The organism is Schlesneria sphaerica, assembly GCF_044336245.1.
In the GTDB taxonomy this organism is placed as follows: domain Bacteria; phylum Planctomycetota; class Planctomycetia; order Planctomycetales; family Planctomycetaceae; genus Schlesneria; species Schlesneria sphaerica.
Map to the genome: position 1 here is coordinate 5,637,961 of NZ_CP172346.1, position 21,299 is coordinate 5,659,259.

Annotated in this window: 20 protein-coding genes and 1 pseudogene; 16 read left to right on the forward strand and 5 right to left on the reverse strand. The window is 55.5% G+C overall.

The window, feature by feature from the left end:
* Nucleotides 1-475: 475 nt before the first annotated feature.
* The gene (locus tag ACGY09_RS20405; protein ID WP_373653131.1) at nt 476-1,534 is read right to left on the reverse strand and encodes a sigma-54 interaction domain-containing protein; all 1,059 of its coding nucleotides are present in this window, start codon (nt 1,532-1,534) and stop codon (nt 476-478) included.
* Between the two features lie 527 nt (nt 1,535-2,061).
* Between ACGY09_RS20405 and ACGY09_RS20410 the strand changes: the two genes are divergently transcribed.
* A complete protein-coding gene (locus tag ACGY09_RS20410; RefSeq protein WP_397569217.1) occupies nt 2,062-3,336 on the forward strand; it encodes a hypothetical protein in 1,275 nt (424 codons plus the stop codon).
* Nucleotides 3,337-3,456: 120 nt separating this feature from the next.
* Here ACGY09_RS20410 and ACGY09_RS20415 read toward each other — a convergent pair whose 3' ends face one another.
* Complete coding sequence (locus ACGY09_RS20415) at nt 3,457-4,443, reverse strand: cytochrome c (RefSeq protein WP_397569218.1); 987 nt, start codon at nt 4,441-4,443, stop codon at nt 3,457-3,459.
* Between the two features lie 302 nt (nt 4,444-4,745).
* Nucleotides 4,746-5,753 (reverse strand): HEAT repeat domain-containing protein, encoded by a 1,008-nt coding sequence (locus ACGY09_RS20420; RefSeq protein WP_397569219.1) that lies wholly within the window; start codon nt 5,751-5,753, stop codon nt 4,746-4,748.
* Between the two features lie 654 nt (nt 5,754-6,407).
* Between ACGY09_RS20420 and ACGY09_RS20425 the strand changes: the two genes are divergently transcribed.
* Together ACGY09_RS20425 and ACGY09_RS20430 are read left to right on the forward strand one after the other, a co-directional pair.
* Nucleotides 6,408-6,602, forward strand: a complete 195-nt coding sequence (locus tag ACGY09_RS20425; RefSeq protein WP_373653127.1) for a hypothetical protein — start codon at nt 6,408-6,410, stop codon at nt 6,600-6,602.
* 291 nt (nt 6,603-6,893) lie between these two features.
* Nucleotides 6,894-7,397 carry a hypothetical protein gene (locus ACGY09_RS20430; RefSeq protein WP_397569220.1) on the forward strand — a complete coding sequence of 168 codons (504 nt, stop codon included), beginning with the start codon at nt 6,894-6,896 and terminating at the stop codon, nt 7,395-7,397.
* Nucleotides 7,398-7,553: 156 nt separating this feature from the next.
* Here ACGY09_RS20430 and ACGY09_RS20435 read toward each other — a convergent pair whose 3' ends face one another.
* Both ACGY09_RS20435 and ACGY09_RS20440 read right to left on the reverse strand, forming a co-directional pair.
* Nucleotides 7,554-8,414 carry an IS3 family transposase gene (locus tag ACGY09_RS20435; RefSeq protein ID WP_373650866.1) on the reverse strand — a complete coding sequence of 287 codons (861 nt, stop codon included), beginning with the start codon at nt 8,412-8,414 and terminating at the stop codon, nt 7,554-7,556.
* Complete coding sequence (locus ACGY09_RS20440) at nt 8,411-8,707, reverse strand: transposase (RefSeq protein WP_397569221.1); 297 nt, start codon at nt 8,705-8,707, stop codon at nt 8,411-8,413. Before ACGY09_RS20440 ends, ACGY09_RS20435 begins: the two co-directional genes overlap by 4 nt.
* Nucleotides 8,708-8,911: 204 nt before the next feature.
* Between ACGY09_RS20440 and ACGY09_RS20445 the strand changes: the two genes are divergently transcribed.
* The 13 genes and pseudogenes from ACGY09_RS20445 to ACGY09_RS20505 all read left to right on the forward strand — a co-directional run bounded on the left by ACGY09_RS20445 (nt 8,912) and on the right by ACGY09_RS20505 (nt 21,235).
* Entirely contained in the window at nt 8,912-9,280 is a 369-nt protein-coding gene (locus ACGY09_RS20445) for a hypothetical protein (protein WP_397569222.1), read from the forward strand.
* Nucleotides 9,281-9,480: 200 nt separating this feature from the next.
* On the forward strand, nt 9,481-9,921 hold the full coding sequence (locus tag ACGY09_RS20450) for a transposase (protein WP_397571894.1): 441 nt from the start codon (nt 9,481-9,483) through the stop codon (nt 9,919-9,921).
* A 339-nt stretch (nt 9,922-10,260) separates the two neighbouring features.
* Nucleotides 10,261-11,145: a hypothetical protein gene (locus tag ACGY09_RS20455; protein ID WP_397569223.1), complete on the forward strand. Its 885-nt coding sequence runs from the start codon at nt 10,261-10,263 to the stop codon at nt 11,143-11,145.
* Between the two features lie 275 nt (nt 11,146-11,420).
* The gene (locus ACGY09_RS20460) at nt 11,421-11,969 is read left to right on the forward strand and encodes an REP-associated tyrosine transposase (protein WP_397569224.1); all 549 of its coding nucleotides are present in this window, start codon (nt 11,421-11,423) and stop codon (nt 11,967-11,969) included.
* A gap of 455 nt (nt 11,970-12,424) precedes the next feature.
* Complete coding sequence (locus tag ACGY09_RS20465) at nt 12,425-13,243, forward strand: hypothetical protein (RefSeq protein ID WP_397569225.1); 819 nt, start codon at nt 12,425-12,427, stop codon at nt 13,241-13,243.
* A gap of 91 nt (nt 13,244-13,334) precedes the next feature.
* A complete protein-coding gene (locus ACGY09_RS20470) occupies nt 13,335-13,703 on the forward strand; it encodes a hypothetical protein (RefSeq protein ID WP_397569226.1) in 369 nt (122 codons plus the stop codon).
* 78 nt (nt 13,704-13,781) lie between these two features.
* Entirely contained in the window at nt 13,782-13,910 is a 129-nt protein-coding gene (locus ACGY09_RS20475; protein ID WP_397569227.1) for a hypothetical protein, read from the forward strand.
* A 267-nt stretch (nt 13,911-14,177) separates the two neighbouring features.
* A pseudogene (locus ACGY09_RS20480) lies at nt 14,178-15,370 on the forward strand (ISAs1 family transposase).
* 189 nt (nt 15,371-15,559) lie between these two features.
* Nucleotides 15,560-16,015 (forward strand): MarR family winged helix-turn-helix transcriptional regulator, encoded by a 456-nt coding sequence (locus tag ACGY09_RS20485; RefSeq protein ID WP_397569228.1) that lies wholly within the window; start codon nt 15,560-15,562, stop codon nt 16,013-16,015.
* Between the two features lie 42 nt (nt 16,016-16,057).
* Complete coding sequence (locus tag ACGY09_RS20490; RefSeq protein WP_397569229.1) at nt 16,058-17,257, forward strand: efflux RND transporter periplasmic adaptor subunit; 1,200 nt, start codon at nt 16,058-16,060, stop codon at nt 17,255-17,257.
* Nucleotides 17,254-20,379 carry an efflux RND transporter permease subunit gene (locus ACGY09_RS20495; protein ID WP_397569230.1) on the forward strand — a complete coding sequence of 1,042 codons (3,126 nt, stop codon included), beginning with the start codon at nt 17,254-17,256 and terminating at the stop codon, nt 20,377-20,379. The genes ACGY09_RS20490 and ACGY09_RS20495 overlap by 4 nt, the downstream gene beginning before the upstream one ends.
* Nucleotides 20,380-20,428: 49 nt before the next feature.
* On the forward strand, nt 20,429-20,692 hold the full coding sequence (locus tag ACGY09_RS20500) for a hypothetical protein (RefSeq protein ID WP_397569231.1): 264 nt from the start codon (nt 20,429-20,431) through the stop codon (nt 20,690-20,692).
* 180 nt (nt 20,693-20,872) lie between these two features.
* Nucleotides 20,873-21,235, forward strand: a complete 363-nt coding sequence (locus ACGY09_RS20505; RefSeq protein WP_397569232.1) for a hypothetical protein — start codon at nt 20,873-20,875, stop codon at nt 21,233-21,235.
* Nucleotides 21,236-21,299: the final 64 nt, after the last annotated feature.

A 21,299-nucleotide genomic window follows, 5' to 3' on the forward strand; every position in this document is an offset into this window, starting at 1 on the left:
AGCGTCTCAGGGAGAGGAATTGTAACAAACCCCGTTGATCCGTCTCCGTCCCAGTGTAGACGATTCCGGGCTGACAGGGCAGATACATCAGCATGGATAGATGGACGGTGGAGGGGTTTTAAGAAACCGATACAGGTGGGGGAGGTGCCGGGGGTGCAGTAAGGGCTGAGCGTATAAAACAGCGTGGGTGAAGGAGTTGCGGCGTGGTGGGACTGGAGAAGTCGGCTAAGACCTCCTTGAGATTACGTCAGCAATAAGCGTTCGCACGCCACCGCGTGACACTCCTCGGTCCGGCAGCACGCTGTTCCGCACCCAAGATAAGGCACCAGGGATGACAAGTCACTGCGTCGCAGAGAGTTTCGACAGATCGGCATTCGACCCGAAGATTTCATCGGGACGATGCATCGTCTTGGGAAATGTCCGACACCGGCGAGCTTCAGGCCACAGAATCATGTAGAGGAACGAGGCTCCTCGGCTACCGGGCCTCTCCCTGCAGGTTGTAGTCTTCGATCTTCTTGTGGAGCGTATTACGGTTAATCCCCAGTTTGACGGCCGCTTTCGTCTGAGTTCCCTGGCACGTGCGGAGAACCTGCAGCAGGACTTCTTTCTCGACCAGGGAGACGATCCGGTCATGGATATCCTGGGCCTCTTCTCCCGCTTCCATCAGGCCCAGAGTCACGAGTTCGCTACACATCTTCTGGATGCCGCCTGACTTGGAACGACTGATGCGGACGGGCGCGAGCCCGCGCACGTGGGGTGGAAACAGGTCCATGGTCAGCGTTTCGGTCGTGCACAGCACAATTGCCCGTTCGATGTAATTCTGAAGTTCGCGGACATTTCCCGGCCACGAATAGGACTGAAGCATCGAGATCACATCCGACGGGACTTTGGGAATCGGCCGTCCATTGGCGATGGCATACTTCTTCGCGAAGAATGTTGTCAGTGGCTCGATGTCCTCCGGGCGGTCGCGCAGGGGGGGAAGGTAGATCGGGACGACGTTTAATCGGTAGTAAAGGTCTTCCCGAAAACGATCTGCGTCGATTTCGTCGAGCAGATCCCGGTTGGTGGCGGCGACGATGCGGCAATCCACCCGGATGGTCTTCGTGTCGCCGACCCGTTCAAACTCCTGCTCCTGCAGGACACGGAGCAGTTTGACTTGCAGCGTGTAGCTCATGGAGTTGATTTCATCGAGAAAAATCGTCCCCCCGTGAGCCGCTTCAAACCGGCCGGTCCGATTCTCGTGGGCGCTGGTGAACGCCCCTTTCACGTGTCCGAAAAGCTCACTTTCAAGCAGACTTTCACTGAGTGCCCCGCAGTTGACCCGAATGAAAGGTCCCGAAGCTCGGGGACTTAGCTCATGCAGCGCCCGGGCAATCAATTCCTTTCCGGTCCCTGTCTGGCCCATGAGAAGAACCGTTGCCGAAGTACTCGCGACCTGCCGTGTCAGTCGATAGACGTCAGTCATGGCAGGACCGGTGCCGATCATACCGTCCAAGCTTACCGATCCGTTTTTACCACTGCCACCAATGCTCATGCTTTACCAACCCTCAAGGAATGTGATGCCCATCTGCCGAACATTCTGCTGGGATAGTGAGCCATGACCTAACTTTTTCTCTCTTTAAATTTCAGTCGCGCAGTTGCCTTCATTCCAGGCTTTCTCCTTGCTGCATTTGTTGCGTAGATTGTACGCAAAATAGCACGGAAAGTGTGCACGATTTCTCCGGAAAGTGGTTTTGGCGACAGAAATCTCTGTAAGCAAGCACTATGCCCGGGCGACGGGGGATTCTGGTGCTGAAGTGAAAAGCCGAAGGAGGCGAGTTTGGGTGGCCGGGGATGTTGCAACCATCAACGTATTGTTATATCTGTGATGCCCGCTCGTCAGACTGCGACACGGAGCGAGAATCGAATGCTCATCGCGTCTGACGGAACTTCAGGGAGGTTCCCCTTCGGATGTAGGTGACGTTCTTTTCTAAAGAACAGACCGTTGACGACTTCCACGGTTCGAAGAATTGACTGCATTCCCGGCACGGTGGCCCGGTTCTCTATTCAAGGACAGATTTGATGCTTTCACGACGCTCATTTCTCGGAGCTCTCGGCCTGGGAGTTATGGGAGGAAGCCCCCTCGGTTTCACCGCAGAGCCCGCTTCCGGACCAAGAAAGCGATTGGCCGTGATCACGACGGAGTGGCGATTTCATTCGCATGCGTGGCACATGGCCGAACGATTTCTGCACGGATATCCGATCAATGGGAAGTGGCACCGTCCAGCGCTGGATGTCGTCTCGGCCTACGTCGATCAGAAGCCTGACAATGATCTCAGCCGGAGTCGGGCGGACGAATTCGGTTTCAAAATTTACCCGACGATTGCGGAGACATTGCGGTGCGGCGGCGACAAACTGGCCGTCGACGCAGTGTTGATCATCGGAGAACACGGAAAGTATCCGAAATCCGAGTACGAACAGACGAAATATCCCCGCTACGAATTTTTCAAGCAGACGACAGACGTGTTTCGTGCCGAAGGGGAAGTCCGTCCCGTTTTCAACGACAAACATCTTTCGTGGAACTGGGAATGGGCCAGGGAGATGGTCGAGATCGCTCGGGAGCTGAAAGTTCCCTTTTGCGCCGGCTCGTCGTTACCGGTCACCTGGCGGATGCCGGACGTCGATCTTCCGCTTGATTCAGACGTCGAAGAGCTGATGTGTCTCGCCATGGGGGGGATCGACAGCTACGACTTTCACGCTCTGGAAGTGATTCAGTGTATGGCTGAACGACGGCGTGGGGGCGAGACGGGCGTCGTGGCGATGCAGGCCCTGCGGGGTGATGCGTTCTGGAAGGGGATGGAGTCCGGGAGTTGGGGGAATGGGGGCTGGGATCCCAAACTGTTCGATGCCTGCCTGACGAGGACTCAAACTCTGGCGCAGCCGGAAACGTTCAGCCATCGGTATCCCACAGCCGAGCAGATCCGCGCGTGGGTTAAAGATCCCGTTGCCTATCGGTTCGAATACGCTGACGGTGTGAAGGCGACCATGTTGCTGATGAATGGACTGGTGGGAGACTTCACCTTTGCGGCCCGTCTGAAGAATGAGCCCCAGCCGTTTTCGACTTTGTTCTATCTGCCGCCAACGCCAAACGTTGTTTATTCCGCATCGCTGATGGCGAAAGCGGAAGAGACATTCATGACAGGGAAGTCGCCGACTCCGATCGAGCGGACTCTGCTCACCACGGGACTCGTCGAAGCAGGGGTGCGATCACTGGGATCGGGGCAGAAACGGCTGGAGACACCCCACCTTCAAATCCGCTACCAGCCCCCAAAGGAATCGACCTTCCTGAGATCGTAAATGTGAACAATAACAGCAGCCTGAGGGGATCCCTTCCGGTTTCCCCTCAGGGGCTCTCTGTCCGCAGCGGTCCATGTTTGCGTGATCGGTCATCACTCGTTGTCGCCCTGAGCTGAAATTTCAGTGGTCGCGATACTGGCGGTGACACTGCGTGCAGGCTTTTTCGATCCGCTGAAAGGCCTCGTCCGCCTTGTCCAATTCTTCTGATTGCAGCGCAGCGACCAGATCGCCCGCTGCAGTGGCGGATTTATCAAGCAACGCCGCGAAGGACGCATCGAATTCGTGGCTGAGCTGCCGCTTTGTTTCGGTAAACGCTTCCTGAATCAGCACGGCTTCCTCCCGGATTTCCCCTGCGGATTGACTGGGCAGGCTCTTCCAGTCTCGTTGCCTGCTGGCCTTGATGCGATCAAACCGCAGATCGATTTCGACCATGGATCTGACCAGTGAAGAGACTTCGGCCGTCTCCACGAGTTCCGGCAGAGTGGCCTCGGCAGGGGCGGGTCGAAAATTTTCGACGTCACGCCACAGACCTGAATAGTTCCGGCTCGTTCCTGCCTGCTCGAGAATCGCAACGGCCTCCTGATTTGTCGCGTCACCGGAAGCGACCCAGGCGACCGCCGCAGCCGCAGGACCGCGGTGTCGGCCGTGGTGGCAGTGAATGTAGACGGGCCCCTGTAGTTCCCGCATGACGCGGGTCAGCGAGTCACAGGCGGATCGGGGGACGCCGTCGTAGCCGATGGGAATGTGGACGTACCGCAACCCATGCGCGTGAGCCAGTTCGGTCTCTGGAAGCGCTCCATCGACGCTGACAACGGTTTGGATTCCCAGTTTCTTCAGGCTGGCGAAAGCGGCCTCACCCTCGGGTTGACTGCCGGAGTAAATCCGATCGGAAATTTTGAAGAGACGATGGATCCCCGCCAACTGGTTCTGGTCATGAGTGACGGCGTCCGGCGCTTCTACCGCTTTAACAGCCTCCTCTTTCTCCGAGGGGACTTCGTCGTGGGACAGTGTCGGAGTTTCGGGGCGAGGGCCACTTCGCTCGTTCCCACACCCCGCAGCGCTGCAGCACAAAAGGACGAGCAGCATCGGTTTGCGTACCGTGTTCAAGCAGGTTCCCTCACTTTTCAGTCGTCTTAGTTCTCAGTCGTATTCTTCGAAACTCGGCTCTCAAGCCCTGATGTCGACCTTCGCTATATCTCCGCGAGAGAGCGACTCTCAACAGGGACAGGCCAAACTGCGGCCCCTGTTCCCGAGAAGGACTGTTCAGCCGCTGCTGAGCTTTTCAGCCTTTTATCCATGCTGTTTCAGCCGCCGATACCACTCAGCGAGAGCCTCCTGAAAGTCTGTCGCTGTCGAGCACACTCAAGATCACGGAGAAATCATTCTAGCAAGAGTGCTTGACGAGTCATTCATCGGTTTGGGCGCTTTCGACGTTGCTTGGCTTCATCCACCCGGAGACGAATTTCTTCGTAGACGAGATTGGGTTTCAGGGCGTTGAGAATCAGGTCCGGATCGTGGTGCAATTCGAGCTGCTGAATCAGGAAATCAACGGCGGACGGGTCGCGGGAGAGGCCGATACTCAGTACGAGCGATCTCCGCAGACCGTCGTCCCTGGTACGATTCCAGGCGAGGATCAACGATTTGATGGCCTCGGGTTTTCCACAACTTCCCAACGCCGCCGCTGCTTCTGTGACGAGTTCCTCACGCTCCGATTTCAAGAAACCTGCGACCAGGGGGATGGACGTTGTCGGAGCCATTTCGAGCAGTCCTGTCATGCACGCGCCTGCGACGTCGGAATGGATCCCGTGGGATCGCAGCTTCATTCTCAGCAAGGGCAGGGCGGATTCACTACCGGTGTCGGACATGGCTCGAACGGCGTTGACCTGGTCGAAGGTTGACCCCTGCAGGTAATCAACGAACGCAATCAGTTTGTCCGCGGTCCTCATACGAACAGACCTTGCCAGGGCGAATGCAGCGCTGGCCCGGACATTTTCCGCCGTGTCGATGGCGTCAGGCCAGGCGGGTTCGATCTGCTGGTAGGTGAGTGCCGCCTGGTAGAGTTCCGGGTCATCGTAATTCAGTGCGGCGAGGGCTTCGATCAGCGCTGTTTTGGCCCAGCAGCCTTTGTCAGCCTTCATCGGATCAGGCCCATCGATCAAGCGGGTCCAGGCACGTAACAGATCGGGTTCCATCCCCGATAGCTCGAATTCGCGGACAATTTTTGCTGCTTCCGCGACGATCAGGTTGCAGCGGTCGGGCAGATGTCGAGCTGCAGCTTCGCGTAACTGAGTGAGGTCACCACCGCTGCGAATTTCTCTGAGGCACGCCAGGCGTTCTTCAATGGAGGGACGAGGGGGCATGGCTTGGTCCACGAGATGATGGTGGTCGTAAGCGCGTTGTTCTGGTCGGAATATCATGTCGGACAGTCCAAGTGGATGCTACGCCGGAGTGGCGACGGCGGGGTTCCTTGGTCCGAGACGGGTCCAAAAGAGGAACGTCCAGGGTCGCCCCTGCGTCGCCATTGCGTCCGCCAACGCGAGAGAACTTTATTCTGCGAGCAAGCGGAAGCGGGGACTCTTCACAGGCAAATGCTGCTCATCGCAGGGAAGCGGGAAGCCTGCCGACAGGGACGCTGCAGTTTCTGCATTTCGGGTTGAGTGGCGCGCATCCGTCGCCACTCCTCAAGTCAATGACAACATCCGCAGATGGTGCAGGTTCCAGGAACAGAGATTTCATCTCCGAAAATCCGCGAAATCTGCGGACCAAACTCACTCAAAGTCATTCAAATCGGTGAGACCGAGGCGCGGAGGGACCCGAGTATTTCATGGGTTTCCAACCGGCGATTACTAGCCATGTTAATAGTAAAAATGTTCAGAGAATTGTGGGAAAGTATCGGACAAAAGCCGTCGTTCATATGATAGATCCGTCAACACGTGTCAACGTAATTCTGAACGAAGCAGGCGGTGTCATTGGAGCTTCGAAGCTAGGGGGGTGAACAACCCCACAGCGTTCTGGCTACTGGGCGATTATTTTAACAACTCATCTTGGAGCGTAAATTGAGGGAATTTTCAGTGAACTTAACACACGACGAAGCATTGATTTTCTTTGAGTGGTTATCGGTGCAGGACGATAAAAACAATTTGGAAGGCGACGAAGCGGAGCTTAGGGTCATCTGGAGAATTCAGGGACAGCTTGAGAGTCAACTTCCAGACATCTTTCTGCCTGACTACGCAGAGCGGCTTGCCGCCGCCAAGAGTCGAATATGAAGCTCGATGTTTCATGCTCTGAATGACAGGCGGCAGAGTTTCGATCGCGCAAATGCGATCGGGCGACCATTAAGGTTGGTTGAACATCTTTCTTGTCATTTTTTTCCAAATAATGACCATTTACACTCTGGAGCAACCCACGGACATTCGAAAGGAATAGACACTAAGGGGAAATTGGGATACGGTTCGTGCGTCGGAGTTGAATGGACCGACCAGAAGAGATTTCCGACAACCGTTTGATTTCCGACTCATAAAGACAAATGAGCGTAGAAGTTCAGGGAAGGCGAACCAATGGGCGAATTCTTTAAGTCGTGGCGACGAAAAATCGGCGTTATGATGCTAGCTGTGGCGTGCGTGTTTGCAGTTGGCTGGGTGAGGAGTCAAGCCAGATTTGATGCCGTGAACCTTCAAGTGTTGAATGCCACTTTTTTCATTCAATCGAGGGAAGGTGGCGTCCTGCTTATGAGGTCTGGGCCGACGCCGTTCTTTCAGTTGTTTCGCTTTCATTCCGCTGAACTGAAGCAGGCGAAAGCAGTGATGAAATGGGATCAATGGTATGGATATCGTCTTGATTACCAACATCGTTTTGGCGGATTCGAAGTCGCCACTGGCACTGGAGCAGCCCGTAGCGAAATTCGTTTCGCTGCATTGACCCTCTCCTACTGGTTCATTGTCATTCCAATGACCCTAATTTCGGCATGTTTGCTGTTATGGAAGCCCAAAACGGTGAAATCCTCTCTTGGCACTCAAAATTACTTGTTATCGCAAGTTCATCCACTCAGCACAGCACACTGAAAGGTTTTTCTGGCTTCATCATCTGTTATTGAAAACCCGAATTCCTCGCCGAAAAATGGTCCATCCGGGATTATTGTGGGTTGAGATTGAGTCCTCCGCAGTAGAAGAAGATTGCGGTTTTGGACTTGCCCATGAAATGTGGGCGCGAGGTTAGGATTAAATGGCCTGTTCGAACTTGACGGGTGGGAGATACCCGATCGTCGAGTGCCTTCGTACGCGGTTGTAAAACGCTTCAATGTATTCGAAGAGGCTTTGGCGCGCTTGCGAATGGGTCTGATACCGTTCGCGGTGGACGAGTTCCTTCTTCAAGGTGGCGAAGAAGCTCTCCATCGGTGCGTTATCCCAGCAGTTGCCTCGGCGGCTCATCGAGCAGGTGATCTGATTTCGTCTCAGAAGAGTCTGGTAGTGTTCGCTGGCATATTGCACCCCGCGATCCGAGTGCGCCACCAGGCCTGCTGCAGGAAGTTCTCGCTGGACCGCCATCTCCAGCGCATCAACGACCAGTCGACTGTCAATCCGATCTGACATCGACCAGCCCACGATCTTGCGTGAGTACAAATCTTCGACGGCCGCCAGATACAGCCAGCCTTCCTCCGTCGGAATGTAGGTGATGTCTGCTGTCCATGTCTGATTCTTTTGAGACGGAGCAAACTCACGATCCACAACATTGGCAGCCACCGGATGAGAATGGTTGGAATCCGTCGTGCTCACGCGGAACTTCTTCACCGTCGAGGCCTTGATGCCTGCCTCTTTCATGCAGCGAGCAACGGTCTTCCGATTACAGGGATGGCCTTGAGCTTTCAGTTCTGCCTGAAGTCGTGGCGCTCCATAAACATCATGATACTTCATCGCATGAATGGTCTGAATGCGACGCGTCAGTTCCTCGCGTCGCCGTGAAGATTCACTGGCGGGGCGTTTTCGCCAGGCGTAGTATCCGCTGCGAGAAACGTCCAATACCCGACATTGAACTGTGGCAGGCCACACAGTGCGATGGTCTTCAATGAACTGATATTTCATTTGGACTCCTTCGCGAAGAACTGTGTCGCTTTTTTTAAAATGTCACGTTCCATCCGTAAGAGCTCGACTTCGCGACGCAATCGCGACAGCTCGGCTTCCTGGGCCGTCTGCTGGCCTTGGCCGGGAAAGGCCTGCACGCCCTGCGCCGCGAACTGCGCTTTCCACTTGTAGAGCAGCGTTTGACTGACACCCAGGCGGCGCGACACCTCTGCTACGGACAACTGTTGACTGCTGATCAGACTCAATGCCTCACGCTTAAACTCCGGCGTGTGCTTCCGACGTTCTCTCGACATACTCTGGACTCCTCTTGGGAAAGCATACTCGCTTTTCCTCGCGCCCACATTTCATGGGCAAGTCCATAACAATTCAGACTACCCCTGAAGCTGATGTTTCGGCTCTGGGTATTAACCCTTGGTTTTGGAAATGCGGTGGAGCATAATAAGCCAGGGAACGGGGATACGGCGGCGCAGTGTATTCTGTCGATGGAGAGTCTAACAATGATGCCCAAACGCGATTTTCTGTCTTTTCTTTTTGCTGTGGCTATTGGTGCGGGCATCTGGGCGCTATCTCCGATCGTCACCGGTGAGACTGAACCTTGGGATTCGCGCGGCCCCTATTATTCGATTGCGTTACTGGCTGGCGGAGCACTGTCCGCAGCAGTATGCCCGCAGTATTTTTGGCTCGCACCAATCGGGATTCAGATTGGTGTGCTCGCTTTTATGCTGCTCAAAGGAATTATAGGACCATTTATCATTTTGTTTCCGTTATTTGCATTGTATCATATGATTCCGTCGTTTATTGGTGCTGTGGCGGTGTATGGCATTTACGGCGCTGCAAGATCAGAAAGTCGTTCAGGAGAACGGTAAGTGTAAGATGTTTTCTTCCTTCATAAGGAAGCATGAAGACAGTATTGCGTACTCGCAGGGTGGCTCGACCGCCTGTTCAGGGCGGTTGGGTCGCGAAGCGACATGATGTGGTACCATGAGTGTTCCCTTTTTTGGATCACCGTAAGCAGTTTTCCTCTGTTCACCATGGTTGAAAGACGAATTTAGACACCTCGAAGCAGATCCACTTTGGGACACGCTCGTGCGACAACAGGCGCAAGCACCTGCGGCATGAGCAAGCGAGGAGAATCGTCATTGGCACGATGGGGAGTCGACTGGCACAGCATCAGGGGCTTTCCCGGGGATTTGTGATCATGCCAGATCACGTCGATGCTCTCATCAGGTTCCCGGAAACGTGGCAATTGAGCCCGTTCATGAACAAGTGGAAGGAACTGACTTCGAAATCATTGAAAACCGTGTTACCCCAGCGTTTCCAGGGCGACTGGTCCCAGATTGACTCCACCGAACCAAGCTGGCAAGCATGCCACTACGGATTCCACATTGGGGCGCGGGCCAAGGGGAAAGAAAAACGGGACTACAGGCACATGAATTCCGTGCGGGCCGGGTTAGTTGAACAAGCCAGGGACTGGCGGTGGAGTGCAGCTCGCTGGTACCCTGAATAGAAATCTGTTGGTTTATCGATTCGGTGGCCGCCTGATTTGGAAGCGGATGATGAATTCACCACGGATGTGTGATGGCCAGCCGACGAGATTGCAGCTTGTGCCTCCGGCACCCAACCGCCCTCAACAGGCGGTCGGGCCACCCAGCAGGAACGCCCGACAGAGGTAATCTTCTTAATCCTTTAAAGCACGTGTCAGATGATGTCCAATCTTGGTATGTTTGCTCAAAAGCTGGAATCCTCCACGACTATCTGAAACGTCGCCCCCCAAACAAGGGACCCAGAAACGCACCATGTCCGGAGAATGAGAAACCTGAACCTAAGAAACCCTAGGGTAGAGAAAATGAGAATTAAAGCGGCTCTAAAACCCCAAGCTGCAGCGTTGGCCGATCGGTTTCTGCTTAAAGATGCAGATGCGTCAGCAATTCGCTACCAACTCTTCAAACTAAAATACGGTATCAGAAGAGTCAATTCGTTGGCTCAATATTTACTGCGTCAATTCGGCAGCGCTATGCTGGCTATCCTTATGGCTTCACTTTCAACTGCCGTAATAGCCGAGGAGGAGAGTAAGGCTGATTTGCTCGCGGATAAATTCTCTGAGCAAGGCGCTATTGAGTATGTGGCACAATTGCTGTTGAAAAAACAGACCTTGAGTTCTCACGAGATAGACGAGATTTCGAAGCTTAGATCATCGAAGAGTATTTCAGATGCACATTTCGTGGATCTCACAACTCTCTTAGTCGCGGGCATCGCCGACCCGGCCGAGCGTGCAAGTAAAATTGTCGAGCACCTAGATCGACTGGAGGGAATTCTCAATGAAGACACCGAACTTGCGGTCTGGAAGCGATGTTCCCACTGCTTGGCGCATGCGTTTGAGTTTCCTGTCAAAGGCGCCGAGTTAGAGGCACGCATCTGCAAGCAGATCGGAACACTAACTCCAAAGAAGCAGCTCGCGCTAATTCACTCACTCGAAAGCGTTCGCTGGCATGACCTGGCACGTAGGAAAGAGAGCCTGAAATCCTTGTACTCAGACAAAGGGACAACAGATGTAGCCAGATTTGAAATTCTCTCCGTCATCCACACAGCAGTTATTCAGAATTGGATTTCCGTTCTCGACGCCGTAATATGCTATCACGAGCTGGCTGAGCTTCCTCAGCACTCTCCTTTGCTTAACAAACTTATGATGGGCCGCATTGTCCAAATCGCGGCGCTTAAGCTAAACAGATAATGAACTAATCCGAGCAGCGGCTTCTCGGTTAGGAGTTTCTTTGGGCATTTTGAGAATGAGAGGAAGTCTTCCACAGAGTCTTCACACGATAGGAGCGAATTCGGCTAGAAACGCCCATAGGGACACTACTTTTTGGGGCACCTTCTGTAGTAAATGTCTTGCCGCAGGGTGGCCCGACCGCCTGTTCAGGGCGGTTGGGTCGCGGAGCGACATGATGTGATACCATGAGTGCTCCCTTTTTTTAGATCACCGCACGCAGTTTTGTTCTGTCTACCATGGTTGAAAGACGCGTTTACGACACTGGGAAGCAGATCCACTTCGTGACGTTCTCGTGCTACAAGAGGCGCAAGCACCTACAGCACGATCAAGCGAAGAGAATCGTCATTGGCACTATGGGGAGCCGACTGGCACAGCATCAGGGGCTTTGCCTGGGATTTGTGATCATGCCTGAACACGTCCATGCTCTCATCTGGTTCCCTGAAACGTGGCAGTTGAGCCCATTCATGAACAAGTGGAAGGAACTGACCTCGAAATCATTGAAAACCGTGTTGCCCCAGAGTTTCCGGAGCGACTGGTCCCAGATTGACTCCACCGAACGCATCGGACAGACACGCGACTACGGATTCAATATTTGGTCGCGGGCCAAGGTGGAAGATAAACTGGACGGCGGGCACATGAATCCCGTTCCGGCCGGGATGGTGGAACGAGCCAGGGACTGGCCGTGGAGTTCGGCTCGCTGGTACCTTGAACAGAAGTCTGTTGGTTTACCGATTCGGTGGTGGCCTCGCGTGGAAGCGGATAATGAATTCACCACGAATGTGTAATGGCCAGCCGACGATATTGCATCTTATGCCTCCGGCACCCGACCGCCCTCAACAGGCGGTCGGGCCACCCAGCGGGTAACCGGGCAGTTCCCCATCGCACAGCATCGATTATCGATTGGCTTCATCGAAACTATCCACAGAATCTCATTCCCAAAGCCCCGAGAGATTTTGGCGGGGTTGTTACACCGCAAGTGCTTACAACACGGCTCAGAAGTACGATCGAAGCGGCAAGAGCTTTGGCTCAACAACTGAGGCACCGTGGCAGTTGCGATACAAATTGTACGTCGCTCACGATTAGAGTAGAATGTGATGCAGGCTATCGCGCCTATTTAGAAGAGGGGGTGTTTCCCGACAGAGATGGCATTCTCCACAATTACGCAAGTGCTGACCGTGATCGCGATCTCTGCAATTATTCTGAGGCTATCAACATTGAGAAGTAATATTAAGGCCACGATATGCAGCCGAAACACTACATACGCGCACTGCTTCTTTATTGCGGATTTGTATTCAATTATGCGTGCCAGCCGGCAATCGCAGAAGAATGGCGTTTTTTACCAGGTGATGCATTTTTTGAATCTGCATTGACTCAAGAGCTTGCTGACATGATGACGGTTGATGAAGATGGTGATACTCTCAGTCTCCGCTATCATACTCATGCTAGAGTGGCGTTAGAAGCCGGGTGCGCCGTCCTTGAGATTAAGCGGATTGGGCTTAAGCGAAGAAAATTACTGGCGTGTCTTTATAAAATGCTGAGAAAGCAGCAGGCTCCGATTTTTGAAATTACAACGAATGAGAGGGGAGAATTGCGCCGTGAGTTAAACGGTATGGCGCTATTGGTCTATAACAAGACGTTTGATTATCAACGATATGCTATTGGGCTTCGGTATAATGAAGATTGGGCGGAGGAAGGTGCAATGTTTTCGACATTGCCAGAGTTCGTCAATTATTATATCTCGGAAGACCTGACTCCTTCGTGTGTTATTGAGGACTGGCGCAACAGTAGGCATGTGCCACCATTGAAGGTTACATTTCCGCCACTTCTTGACAAAAATCTAAGAGAAGCTCAGTTTTCACCACTAACGGTTGACGCTTCAGAAGTGATATTTGTTGTAGTTACGTATCCAATGATAGAAGAGCTGCGCAAGAATGTGACCCCTTGGAAATGTTATTTTGTTAATCAACACACAATTGTAGGAGGGGGACCTACGGAAGAGGGGTGGATAGAGGAAGAAGTTAATGTGGACGTAGACACGATCGTTGAGAAGGACGAGTAGTGTTAGAGGCGGATTGAAAGCCCTATGTTTGCAATGACGGGAGCACGGGGACACGGGGGCACAGCATATTCTGTTGATGGAGAATCTAACAATGATGCCCAAACGCGATTTTCTGTCTTTTCTTGTGGCTGTGGCTATGGGTGCAGGCATCTGGGCGCTATCTCCGATCGTCACCGGTAAAACTGAACCTTGGGATTCGCGCGGCCCGTATTATTCGATTGCGTTACTAACTGGCGGAGTACTGTCCGCAGCAGTATGCCCGCGGTATTTTTGGCTCGCACCAATCGGGATTCAGATTGGAGTGCTCGCGTTTATGCTGCTCAGGGGGATTATAGGACCATTTATCGTTCTGTTTCCTTTGTTTGCATTGTATCATATGATTCCGTCATTTATCGGCGCTGTGGCTGTGTATGGAATTTACGTCGCCGTGGGGCCAGCAAGTCGTTCAGGAGAACGGTAAGTGTAATAGGTTGTCTTCCTTCATAAAGACGCGTGAACACAATTTTGCGTACTCGCACACTACGGGGGCACAGCCCAAATGATCGTAGACGACAACCTGGCCAAGGTGGAAGAAAAACTGGACTATATTGCACATGAATCCCGTTCGGGCCGGGTTTGTGGCACGAGCCAGCAACTGGCCGTGGTGTTCGGCTCGCTGGTACCTTGAACAGAAGTCTGTTGGTTTACCGATTCGGTGGCCGCCGGGCTTTGGAACTGATGATGACTACACCTCGGAATTGTAATGGCCAGCCGACGAGATGCAGAGTCGTAATAATGTTCAGCGTAGAGGCAGTTTCAAAACCCTATTCTTGCAGGGCCAGCGCGCACTCGGCGGTAAATAGGTAAGATGGGGTAACTTGCGCCAGGGGCCTAATCATCATACCTTGATGCGATTGTTTGCGACAAGAAGCGAGCTGCGGCATTAAGGTGGATCATGGCGAAGAAAGACTCTGGTAGCGTTCGTCTGAGCTTGGAGGAAATCATTCCGTATTTCGCGGAACTCGAGGATCCTCGTTCTTCCATCAATCAGAAGCATCCCCTCGTGAGTGTCATTGTGATCTCCATCATGGCCGTGCTGGGTGGTTGCAGTGGCCCTACGGGAATCGCGGAATGGGCAGAACTGAAGAAAGACTTTCTGCTGGGGTTGCTCGACTTGCCGCAGGGTATTCCTCGCAAGGATGTCTTTCGTCGAGTGCTGATGTCGTTGAACCCCGGCGCCTTTCAGGCGTGCTTCACGCAATGGCTGGAGGCCTTACGGGCCGCAGCGGCGGAGGTTCTGGATCATGATCAATTGCTGCTGGCGATTGACGGGAAAACATTACGCCGCAGCCATGACCGGAAGAAGGGGTTGGGGGCTCTGCATTCTGTCAGCATCTGGGCCAGCGAAATGGGCTTGAGCCTTGGGCAAGTCGCGACTGACGAGAAATCCAATGAAATCACGGCGATTCCCGAGATATTGAAACTCGTCGATCTCCGAGGCGCGATCATTACGATCGACGCCATGGGAACCCAGACAGCGATCGCCAAACAGATCATTGCGGCGAAGGCCGACTATGTTCTCGCTCTGAAAGGGAATCAAGGATCCTTGTACCAGGCAGCGACGGATTATCTCGAAGAACAGATGCAAACGGATTTCGCCGATGTGGACGCTCGTCGGCACACAACGACGGAGACCGGACATGGTCGACGGAGACCGGACATGGTCGCACCGAGACACGTACCTATGTGCAACTCCCCATTCCAGATGTTCTTGCGGGTGCTGATCGCTGGGCGTCACTGAAGACGTTAGGGGCGGTCATCTCGATGGTCGATCGTGGAGGCAAGGAAACCGTCGACATCCGGTATTTTATCAGTAGCCTCCCCTTGGGAGTGAAGTGCTTTGCCAAGGCCGTTCGCAGTCATTGGTCGATTGAAAACAGTTGCCACTGGACCTTGGATGTCACGTATCGAGAAGACGAGTCCCGCATCCGAGAAAAGCAACTTCGGGAGAACATGGCGTGGCTCAACCGACATACTCTTTCGCTGCTCAAGCAACAGCAAAACAAGAAAAGCGTCGCCATGAACCGCAGAAGATGTGGCTGGGATGATAACGTGATGCTCAAAACACTAATGGGAATCAAGAGTTAGTACGCGCTGGCCCTGGGTTCGCCCAGCAGATGTTTGAGCAACTCCCCAACAAGTAGCCCTGTCGCGCCCCCACAGGACAGCCGCCGGTACGCTCACCTGGCCCGGATTTCGAAATCGCTCAGGATAAAAACACAGCTCGATCTTGACGGACCATTTACTTGCATATACAACAAAAAAAGGAAACATGACATGGGAACTGAATATCTGCAATCGGCGATTGATAAGGTTGCCAGCGAGTGCATTGCTGTCAGGCTGCGCAGGTTGAATCGCGTCATCACCAACATTTACGACGACGCTTTGCGCCCGCTCGACCTGAAGGTGAGCCAGATGAACATACTGGTCGCCGCCGCCAAGATGGGCACGGCCCGTCCAATTGAAGTCTGCAATCATCTGCATCTCGACGTCTCGACCCTCAGTCGCAACGTCGAACGGATGAAGGCTCGTGGCTGGCTGGAAGTGGTGCCCGACGAAGACGGCCGCTCGCAGCCTTTTCGCTTGACGCTGCAGGGACGCAAGCTCATGGAAAAGGCGATTACAGCCTGGAGCGAAGTGCAGCAACAGGTTGAGAAGTCTCTTGGGAGTGGATTCGTTGTGCTGCTGAACCAGGCGATGAATCGAGTCGCTTCAGAAGCCGCGACAAGCTGACTTTTTTTGCCCATATAGTTGTATATACAACAAGGAGCAGCCATGAAGCTCGAGGATCACCTGACCGACCAGCGAATGCACCTCAAGACTACACCCCCCATTCCATCGAAGAACGGGCTGCTGATGGGGCGGCGATATCGATCTTTGTTCGTGGTAAGCCTGAGCGTGACCGCGAGCGTCCTCGTGGTCGCTGGCGTCGTTCATCTGAAGGGCTCCGCTGCCCCGTCAGCAGAGCAACTGCCAGAGGCCCCGCCCCGGAACGTCCGTGTCCAGAAGGTTCGTGGCGACGGGGCGGCTTCGGAATCGTCATATACAGGAGTGGTCCGCGCCCGGTACGAGTCGGACCTGGCATTCCGTGTCGGCGGGAAGGTGGTGTCGCGGCACGTCGAACTGGGGGAGCGTGTGACGGTGGGGCAACCCCTGTTCCGGCTCGATCCGGAGGACTACGAACTCGCCTTGAAGGCAGCCGAGGCCGACCTCGCCGCAGCCGAAGCCGAGGTGGAGTATACGACCGCCGAGGATGTACGACAGCAACTACTGCATGCCCGAAATGCGACGGCCGCCGCAGAAGCCGAGAAGGCTCGCGCCGCACGGAGTGTGGCCGTGGCCCGAAGAGACCGAGCGATTAAGACGCTTGCTTTGGCCCGGAACCGGCTCTCCTACTGCAGCTTGGCAGCCGACGCCGATGGAGTCGTGACAGAACTGCCTGGGGAGGCGGGGCTGGTTGTGCTTGAAGGGCAGCCGGTCGCCAGGCTCACGCGGGATGGGGGGCTGGAGGCCGTAGTGAGCTTACCAGAGAACCGGGTTGAAGCTGCCCGATCGGCAACGGCCAAAGTCACACTCTGGTCGACTCCCGGCGTCGCCTTCCCCGCTGTGCTCCGCGAGGTGTCGCCTTCCGCTGACCCGCTCACCCGAACCTATCAGGCGCGGTTCGTGCTCCCCGATACCACCCCCGGTGTCGCGATCGGCATGACCGCGACCGTCCACCTCACCCCGGCCGACTTCGCCCCCGGGTTCGTGCTGCCGCTCTCCTCGCTCCTCCGTCAGTCGGATCAGCCTGCCGTCTGGGTTGTCGGGCGCGAGGCCGGACAGCCAACACTCACGCCGGTCGAGGTTCGGGAATATCGCCAGGAGTCGGTCGTGATTGCCGCCGGGGTGAAACCGGGTGACCTCGTGGTGACGGCGGGCGTGCAGAAGATCGATCCCGGTATGGTCGTCAAGCCCTGGGAGGATATCCGATGAAAGGCCTCAACCTGTCCGAATGGGCGGTCAATCATCCGGCTCTCGTGCTGTTTCTGATCCTGGCCTCCGGCGCCGCCGGGGTACATGCCTACTTCGAGTTAGGGCGGGCGGAGGATCCGTCCTTCACCATCAAGACGATGGTTGTGAGTGCCGACTGGCCCGGTGCGACGAGCGACGAGATCCAGCGACAAGTTGCTGACCCAATCGAAGAGAAGCTCCAGGAAACGCCCTATCTCGACTACCTCAAAGCTTATTGCCTACCCGGCCGTGTTCTAATCCAGGTTTACCTGAAAGACTACACTCCTCCGAAGATGGTGCCGGATATCTGGTACCAGGTGCGGAAAAAGATTGGCGATATGAGGCACACCCTCCCCGAAGGGGTGCGCGGCCCGTTGATGGACGACGAGTATGGAGATGTGTACTCGGCCGTGTACGCGTTCACCGGGGCCGACTACACCCCGGCCGAGCTCAAGCGGATCGCGGAAGTTGCTCGGCAGCGGCTCTTGCGGGTCAAGGACGTGGACAAGGTTGTGCTGATCGGTGACCGGCCGGAGAAGGTGTTCGTCGAGTTCTCACATCAGAAACTGGCCACTCTAGGGGTCACACCGCAGCAGGTCTTCCAGAGCCTCGGACGGCAAAATTCCGTCACGCCGGCCGGCAGCGTGGAGACTCCGACTGACCGGGTCTACGTTCGTGTGGACGGCCCGTTCGAGGCGTCCGAGAAAGTGAGAGCGGTGCCGGTCGAGGCAAGCGGGCGGGTGTTTCGAATCGGTGACATTGCCGATGTCCGGCGGGGGTACGAGGATCCACCGACGTTCACCATGCGGTACCAAGGGATGCCAGCTGTCGGACTCAGCGTAGCGATGATCAAGGGGGGCAACGTTCTGGAGCTTGGTGAGGCGATTAAGGCGGAACTCAGTCATATCAAATCTGCCCTTCCAGCGGGTGTCGAGGTCCACATGGTGGCCTTCCAGCCGCATGTGGTCGAGGAGTCTGTCGGTGAGTTCCTGCGGTCGTTTGTTGAGGCCTTGCTGATCGTCCTCGTGGTGAGCTTCCTAAGTCTCGGGTGGCGAACCGGCGTCGTGGTCGCGCTCAGCGTCCCCCTGGTACTTTCTATCGTACTTGTCGTGATGAACACGACCGGGATGAATCTCGACCGCATCAGCCTGGGCGCTCTGATCCTGGCGCTCGGCCTACTGGTGGATGACGCCATCATCTCGGTTGAAATGATGGTCGTGAAGATGGAAGAGGGCTGGGACCGGGTGCGGGCGGCCACGTTTGCCTGGACCTCGACCGCTTTCCCGATGCTGTCGGGTACGCTTGTGACTGCGGTGGGATTCCTGCCGGTCGGGTTTGCGCGCTCCGTCGCTGGGGAATACGCTGGTGGGATCTTCTGGGTCGTCGGAATCGCGCTGGTCGCGTCCTGGATCGTGGCCGTTGTGTTCACACCGTATCTAGGTCTGAAGCTGCTTCCCGACTATTCCGGCCGGTCGCATCACGATCCCTACCAGACATTGTTCTACCGCGTCCTCCGGTCGACGATCACGGCATGCGTCCGCCGCCCAAAGGTAGTCATCTCCATCACGGTCGTGGCGTTCGTCGTCGCACTCGTCGGATTCGGCTGGATCCCGCAACAGTTTTTTCCCCAGTCTTCGCGACCGGAACTCTTGGTCGAGCTCCGGCTTCCAGAGGGTTCCTCCTTCGCTGCCACGGAAGCCGAAGTTGCAAAAGTTGAGCAGGTGCTCATCGGTGACCAGGATATCGAGCACTTCGCAGCCTACACCGGGGCTGGCTCACCCCGGTTCTATATGTCCCTGAATCCCGACCTGCCGAATGCCAGCTTCGCCAAGCTGGTCATCCAGACAAAGGGATCCGAGGCCCGTGAACGATTGCGGGACCGCCTGATAGCGATGTTCGATTCGGACGAGCGATTCGCCCTGTCGCGTGGTCGAGTCGTCCGGCTGGATTTCGGACCGCCGGTCGGATTCCCGGTCCAGTTCCGGGTGATCGGACCAGACCGGATGCAGGTGCGGAAGATCGCCTATCGGGTAAGAGACGTGCTCCGGGACGAACCTAAGACGCGGGACGTCCAGCTTGAATGGGATGAGTCTTCGAAGATGGTCCGGCTCAAGCTCGACCAGGACCGCGCCCGGTTGCTTGGCCTGACCCCGCAGGAGACGGCGGTCACGCTCCAGACTCTACTCACGGGCACGCCAGTGTCGCAGTACCGAGAGGGGAGAGAGCTCATCGATGTCGTGGCCCGGGCGGTCCCGGAAGAACGATTGCAGCTCGACGTCCTGCCTGATCTCACTCTCATCACGTCAGGCGGGCAGGCCATACCAGTGTCGCAGGTGGCGACTTTATCATATGAGCAGGAGGAGCCCATCCTCTGGCGCAGGAACCGGGACACGGTGTTGACCGTCCGGTCGGATGTCGTCGATGGGGTCCAGGCACCTGACGTAACGGCGGCCATTCTACCCCGGCTCAATGCGGTGAAGGCGTCACTGCCGTTTGGCTACCGGATCGAGACCGGCGGGGCCATCGAGGAGAGCAAAAAGGCAAACGACGCCCTTTTTGCCGTCTTCCCGGCGATGATCCTGGTCATGCTGACGCTCTTGATGGCGCAGGTGCAGGACTTCAGGAAGCTGTTCCTGGTGTTCATCATCTCACCCTTGGGCCTCATCGGTGCGGTGGCAGCACTGCTTCTCTTCCAAGCCCCGTTCGGGTTCAACGCCTTGCTCGGCGTGATCGCACTGGCGGGGATGGACATGCGGAACTCAGTCATCCTGATCGACCAGATCGAACACGATATGGCGAGCGGGATGACTGCCTGGGAGGCTGTCATCGAATCCGCGGTTCGTCGGGCCCGGCCAGTGATCCTCACTGCGGCGACGGCCATCCTCGCGATGATCCCGCTCACTCGTAGCATCTTCTGGGGGCCGATGGCCGTTGCCATCATGGGCGGGCTGAGCGTGGCGACGTTCCTGACTCTGATCAACCTGCCTGCGCTATACGTCCTGCTATTCGGAGTGAGGCAGCCAGTCGAGAGTCTGATACCCACGGCTGCGCTGTCGGAGACGAACGGTCAACTCACACACCTCAAGACAGAATTAACAACGTGAAGTCCTTTCTCCACGACTTTGTATCCACCAGTACCAGTAACGAGCAGCCATGAAGCCAGCAGAAGATCGGAGTGCCCTGCAAACACCAACGTCAGACAAGACCACAATCGCCACCCGATTCTTCCCCGGCATCGGCCGCGAAATCACGCAGTTCCTGGCGGAACGAGGCGCACGTGTCTGCGGCACGGTGTTCAGCCCCCAGTCGGCCAGATCCCTTCGCGGCGTTGATCAGGTCCGTATGACCGCCGCGACGCAGCAAAACATCGGACGCGGAGACCTCGATCGGTGGTGGAAGCAGTTTGGAAAGGATTGACCGCGAGGTCGCCACGGCTGCGCTAGCTGGTTGTTAGTTGTTAATGGAACCGTCTTGAGCCTCATGCTCACTTCGTTCCCTCCGGAATATTCGACAAGAGTTCTTGCAAACAAATATCACTGGACTGAGACTTGTGAGCATTCTGATTCAGGAAGCTCACTCAAGGGCAAGGGAGCACCCATGAAACTCGAAGATCACCCAACCGTGCAGCGGATTCGTCTTAAGTCGGCAGATTCCGTTCCAGCCACGAAGGCCCCTCTGGACGCCGAGTGGCTGAGGCAACTGGTCCTCGATGCGGGTGCCGATGACGTGGGGTTTGTTGAAATCGGTAGACCCGCTCTGGACGATCAGCGAGAAGACATTACCAGGGCGTTCCCACACGCCAAGACCTTGATCAGTTTCGTGGTTCGTATGAATCGAGAGGCCATTCGGACACGGCTCGCTCGGTCTCCAACCTCGAATTCCACCACAGTGGTGAGGAGGTCAATGACATTGCCCGGAACGTCGTTCAGGCACTGGAAGACAGGGGAATCCGGGCGATGAATCCCTCAATGGGCTTTCCGATGGAGATGGACAAATTCCCCGGCAAGATATGGATTGTGTCACA

Coding starts and splice junctions, on each gene's coding strand:
- ACGY09_RS20405 (WP_373653131.1), bottom strand. CDS start 1,534: ATGAGCATTGGTGGCAGTGGTAAAAACGGATCGGTAAGCTTGGACGGT.
- ACGY09_RS20410 (WP_397569217.1), top strand. CDS start 2,062: ATGCTTTCACGACGCTCATTTCTCGGAGCTCTCGGCCTGGGAGTTATG.
- ACGY09_RS20420 (WP_397569219.1), bottom strand. CDS start 5,753: ATGATATTCCGACCAGAACAACGCGCTTACGACCACCATCATCTCGTG.
- ACGY09_RS20430 (WP_397569220.1), top strand. CDS start 6,894: ATGGGCGAATTCTTTAAGTCGTGGCGACGAAAAATCGGCGTTATGATG.
- ACGY09_RS20435 (WP_373650866.1), bottom strand. CDS start 8,414: ATGAAATATCAGTTCATTGAAGACCATCGCACTGTGTGGCCTGCCACA.
- ACGY09_RS20440 (WP_397569221.1), bottom strand. CDS start 8,707: ATGTCGAGAGAACGTCGGAAGCACACGCCGGAGTTTAAGCGTGAGGCA.
- ACGY09_RS20445 (WP_397569222.1), top strand. CDS start 8,912: ATGATGCCCAAACGCGATTTTCTGTCTTTTCTTTTTGCTGTGGCTATT.
- ACGY09_RS20455 (WP_397569223.1), top strand. CDS start 10,261: ATGAGAATTAAAGCGGCTCTAAAACCCCAAGCTGCAGCGTTGGCCGAT.
- ACGY09_RS20460 (WP_397569224.1), top strand. CDS start 11,421: ATGGTTGAAAGACGCGTTTACGACACTGGGAAGCAGATCCACTTCGTG.
- ACGY09_RS20465 (WP_397569225.1), top strand. CDS start 12,425: ATGCAGCCGAAACACTACATACGCGCACTGCTTCTTTATTGCGGATTT.
- ACGY09_RS20470 (WP_397569226.1), top strand. CDS start 13,335: ATGATGCCCAAACGCGATTTTCTGTCTTTTCTTGTGGCTGTGGCTATG.
- ACGY09_RS20475 (WP_397569227.1), top strand. CDS start 13,782: ATGATCGTAGACGACAACCTGGCCAAGGTGGAAGAAAAACTGGACTAT.
- ACGY09_RS20485 (WP_397569228.1), top strand. CDS start 15,560: ATGGGAACTGAATATCTGCAATCGGCGATTGATAAGGTTGCCAGCGAG.
- ACGY09_RS20490 (WP_397569229.1), top strand. CDS start 16,058: ATGAAGCTCGAGGATCACCTGACCGACCAGCGAATGCACCTCAAGACT.
- ACGY09_RS20495 (WP_397569230.1), top strand. CDS start 17,254: ATGAAAGGCCTCAACCTGTCCGAATGGGCGGTCAATCATCCGGCTCTC.
- ACGY09_RS20500 (WP_397569231.1), top strand. CDS start 20,429: ATGAAGCCAGCAGAAGATCGGAGTGCCCTGCAAACACCAACGTCAGAC.
- ACGY09_RS20505 (WP_397569232.1), top strand. CDS start 20,873: ATGAAACTCGAAGATCACCCAACCGTGCAGCGGATTCGTCTTAAGTCG.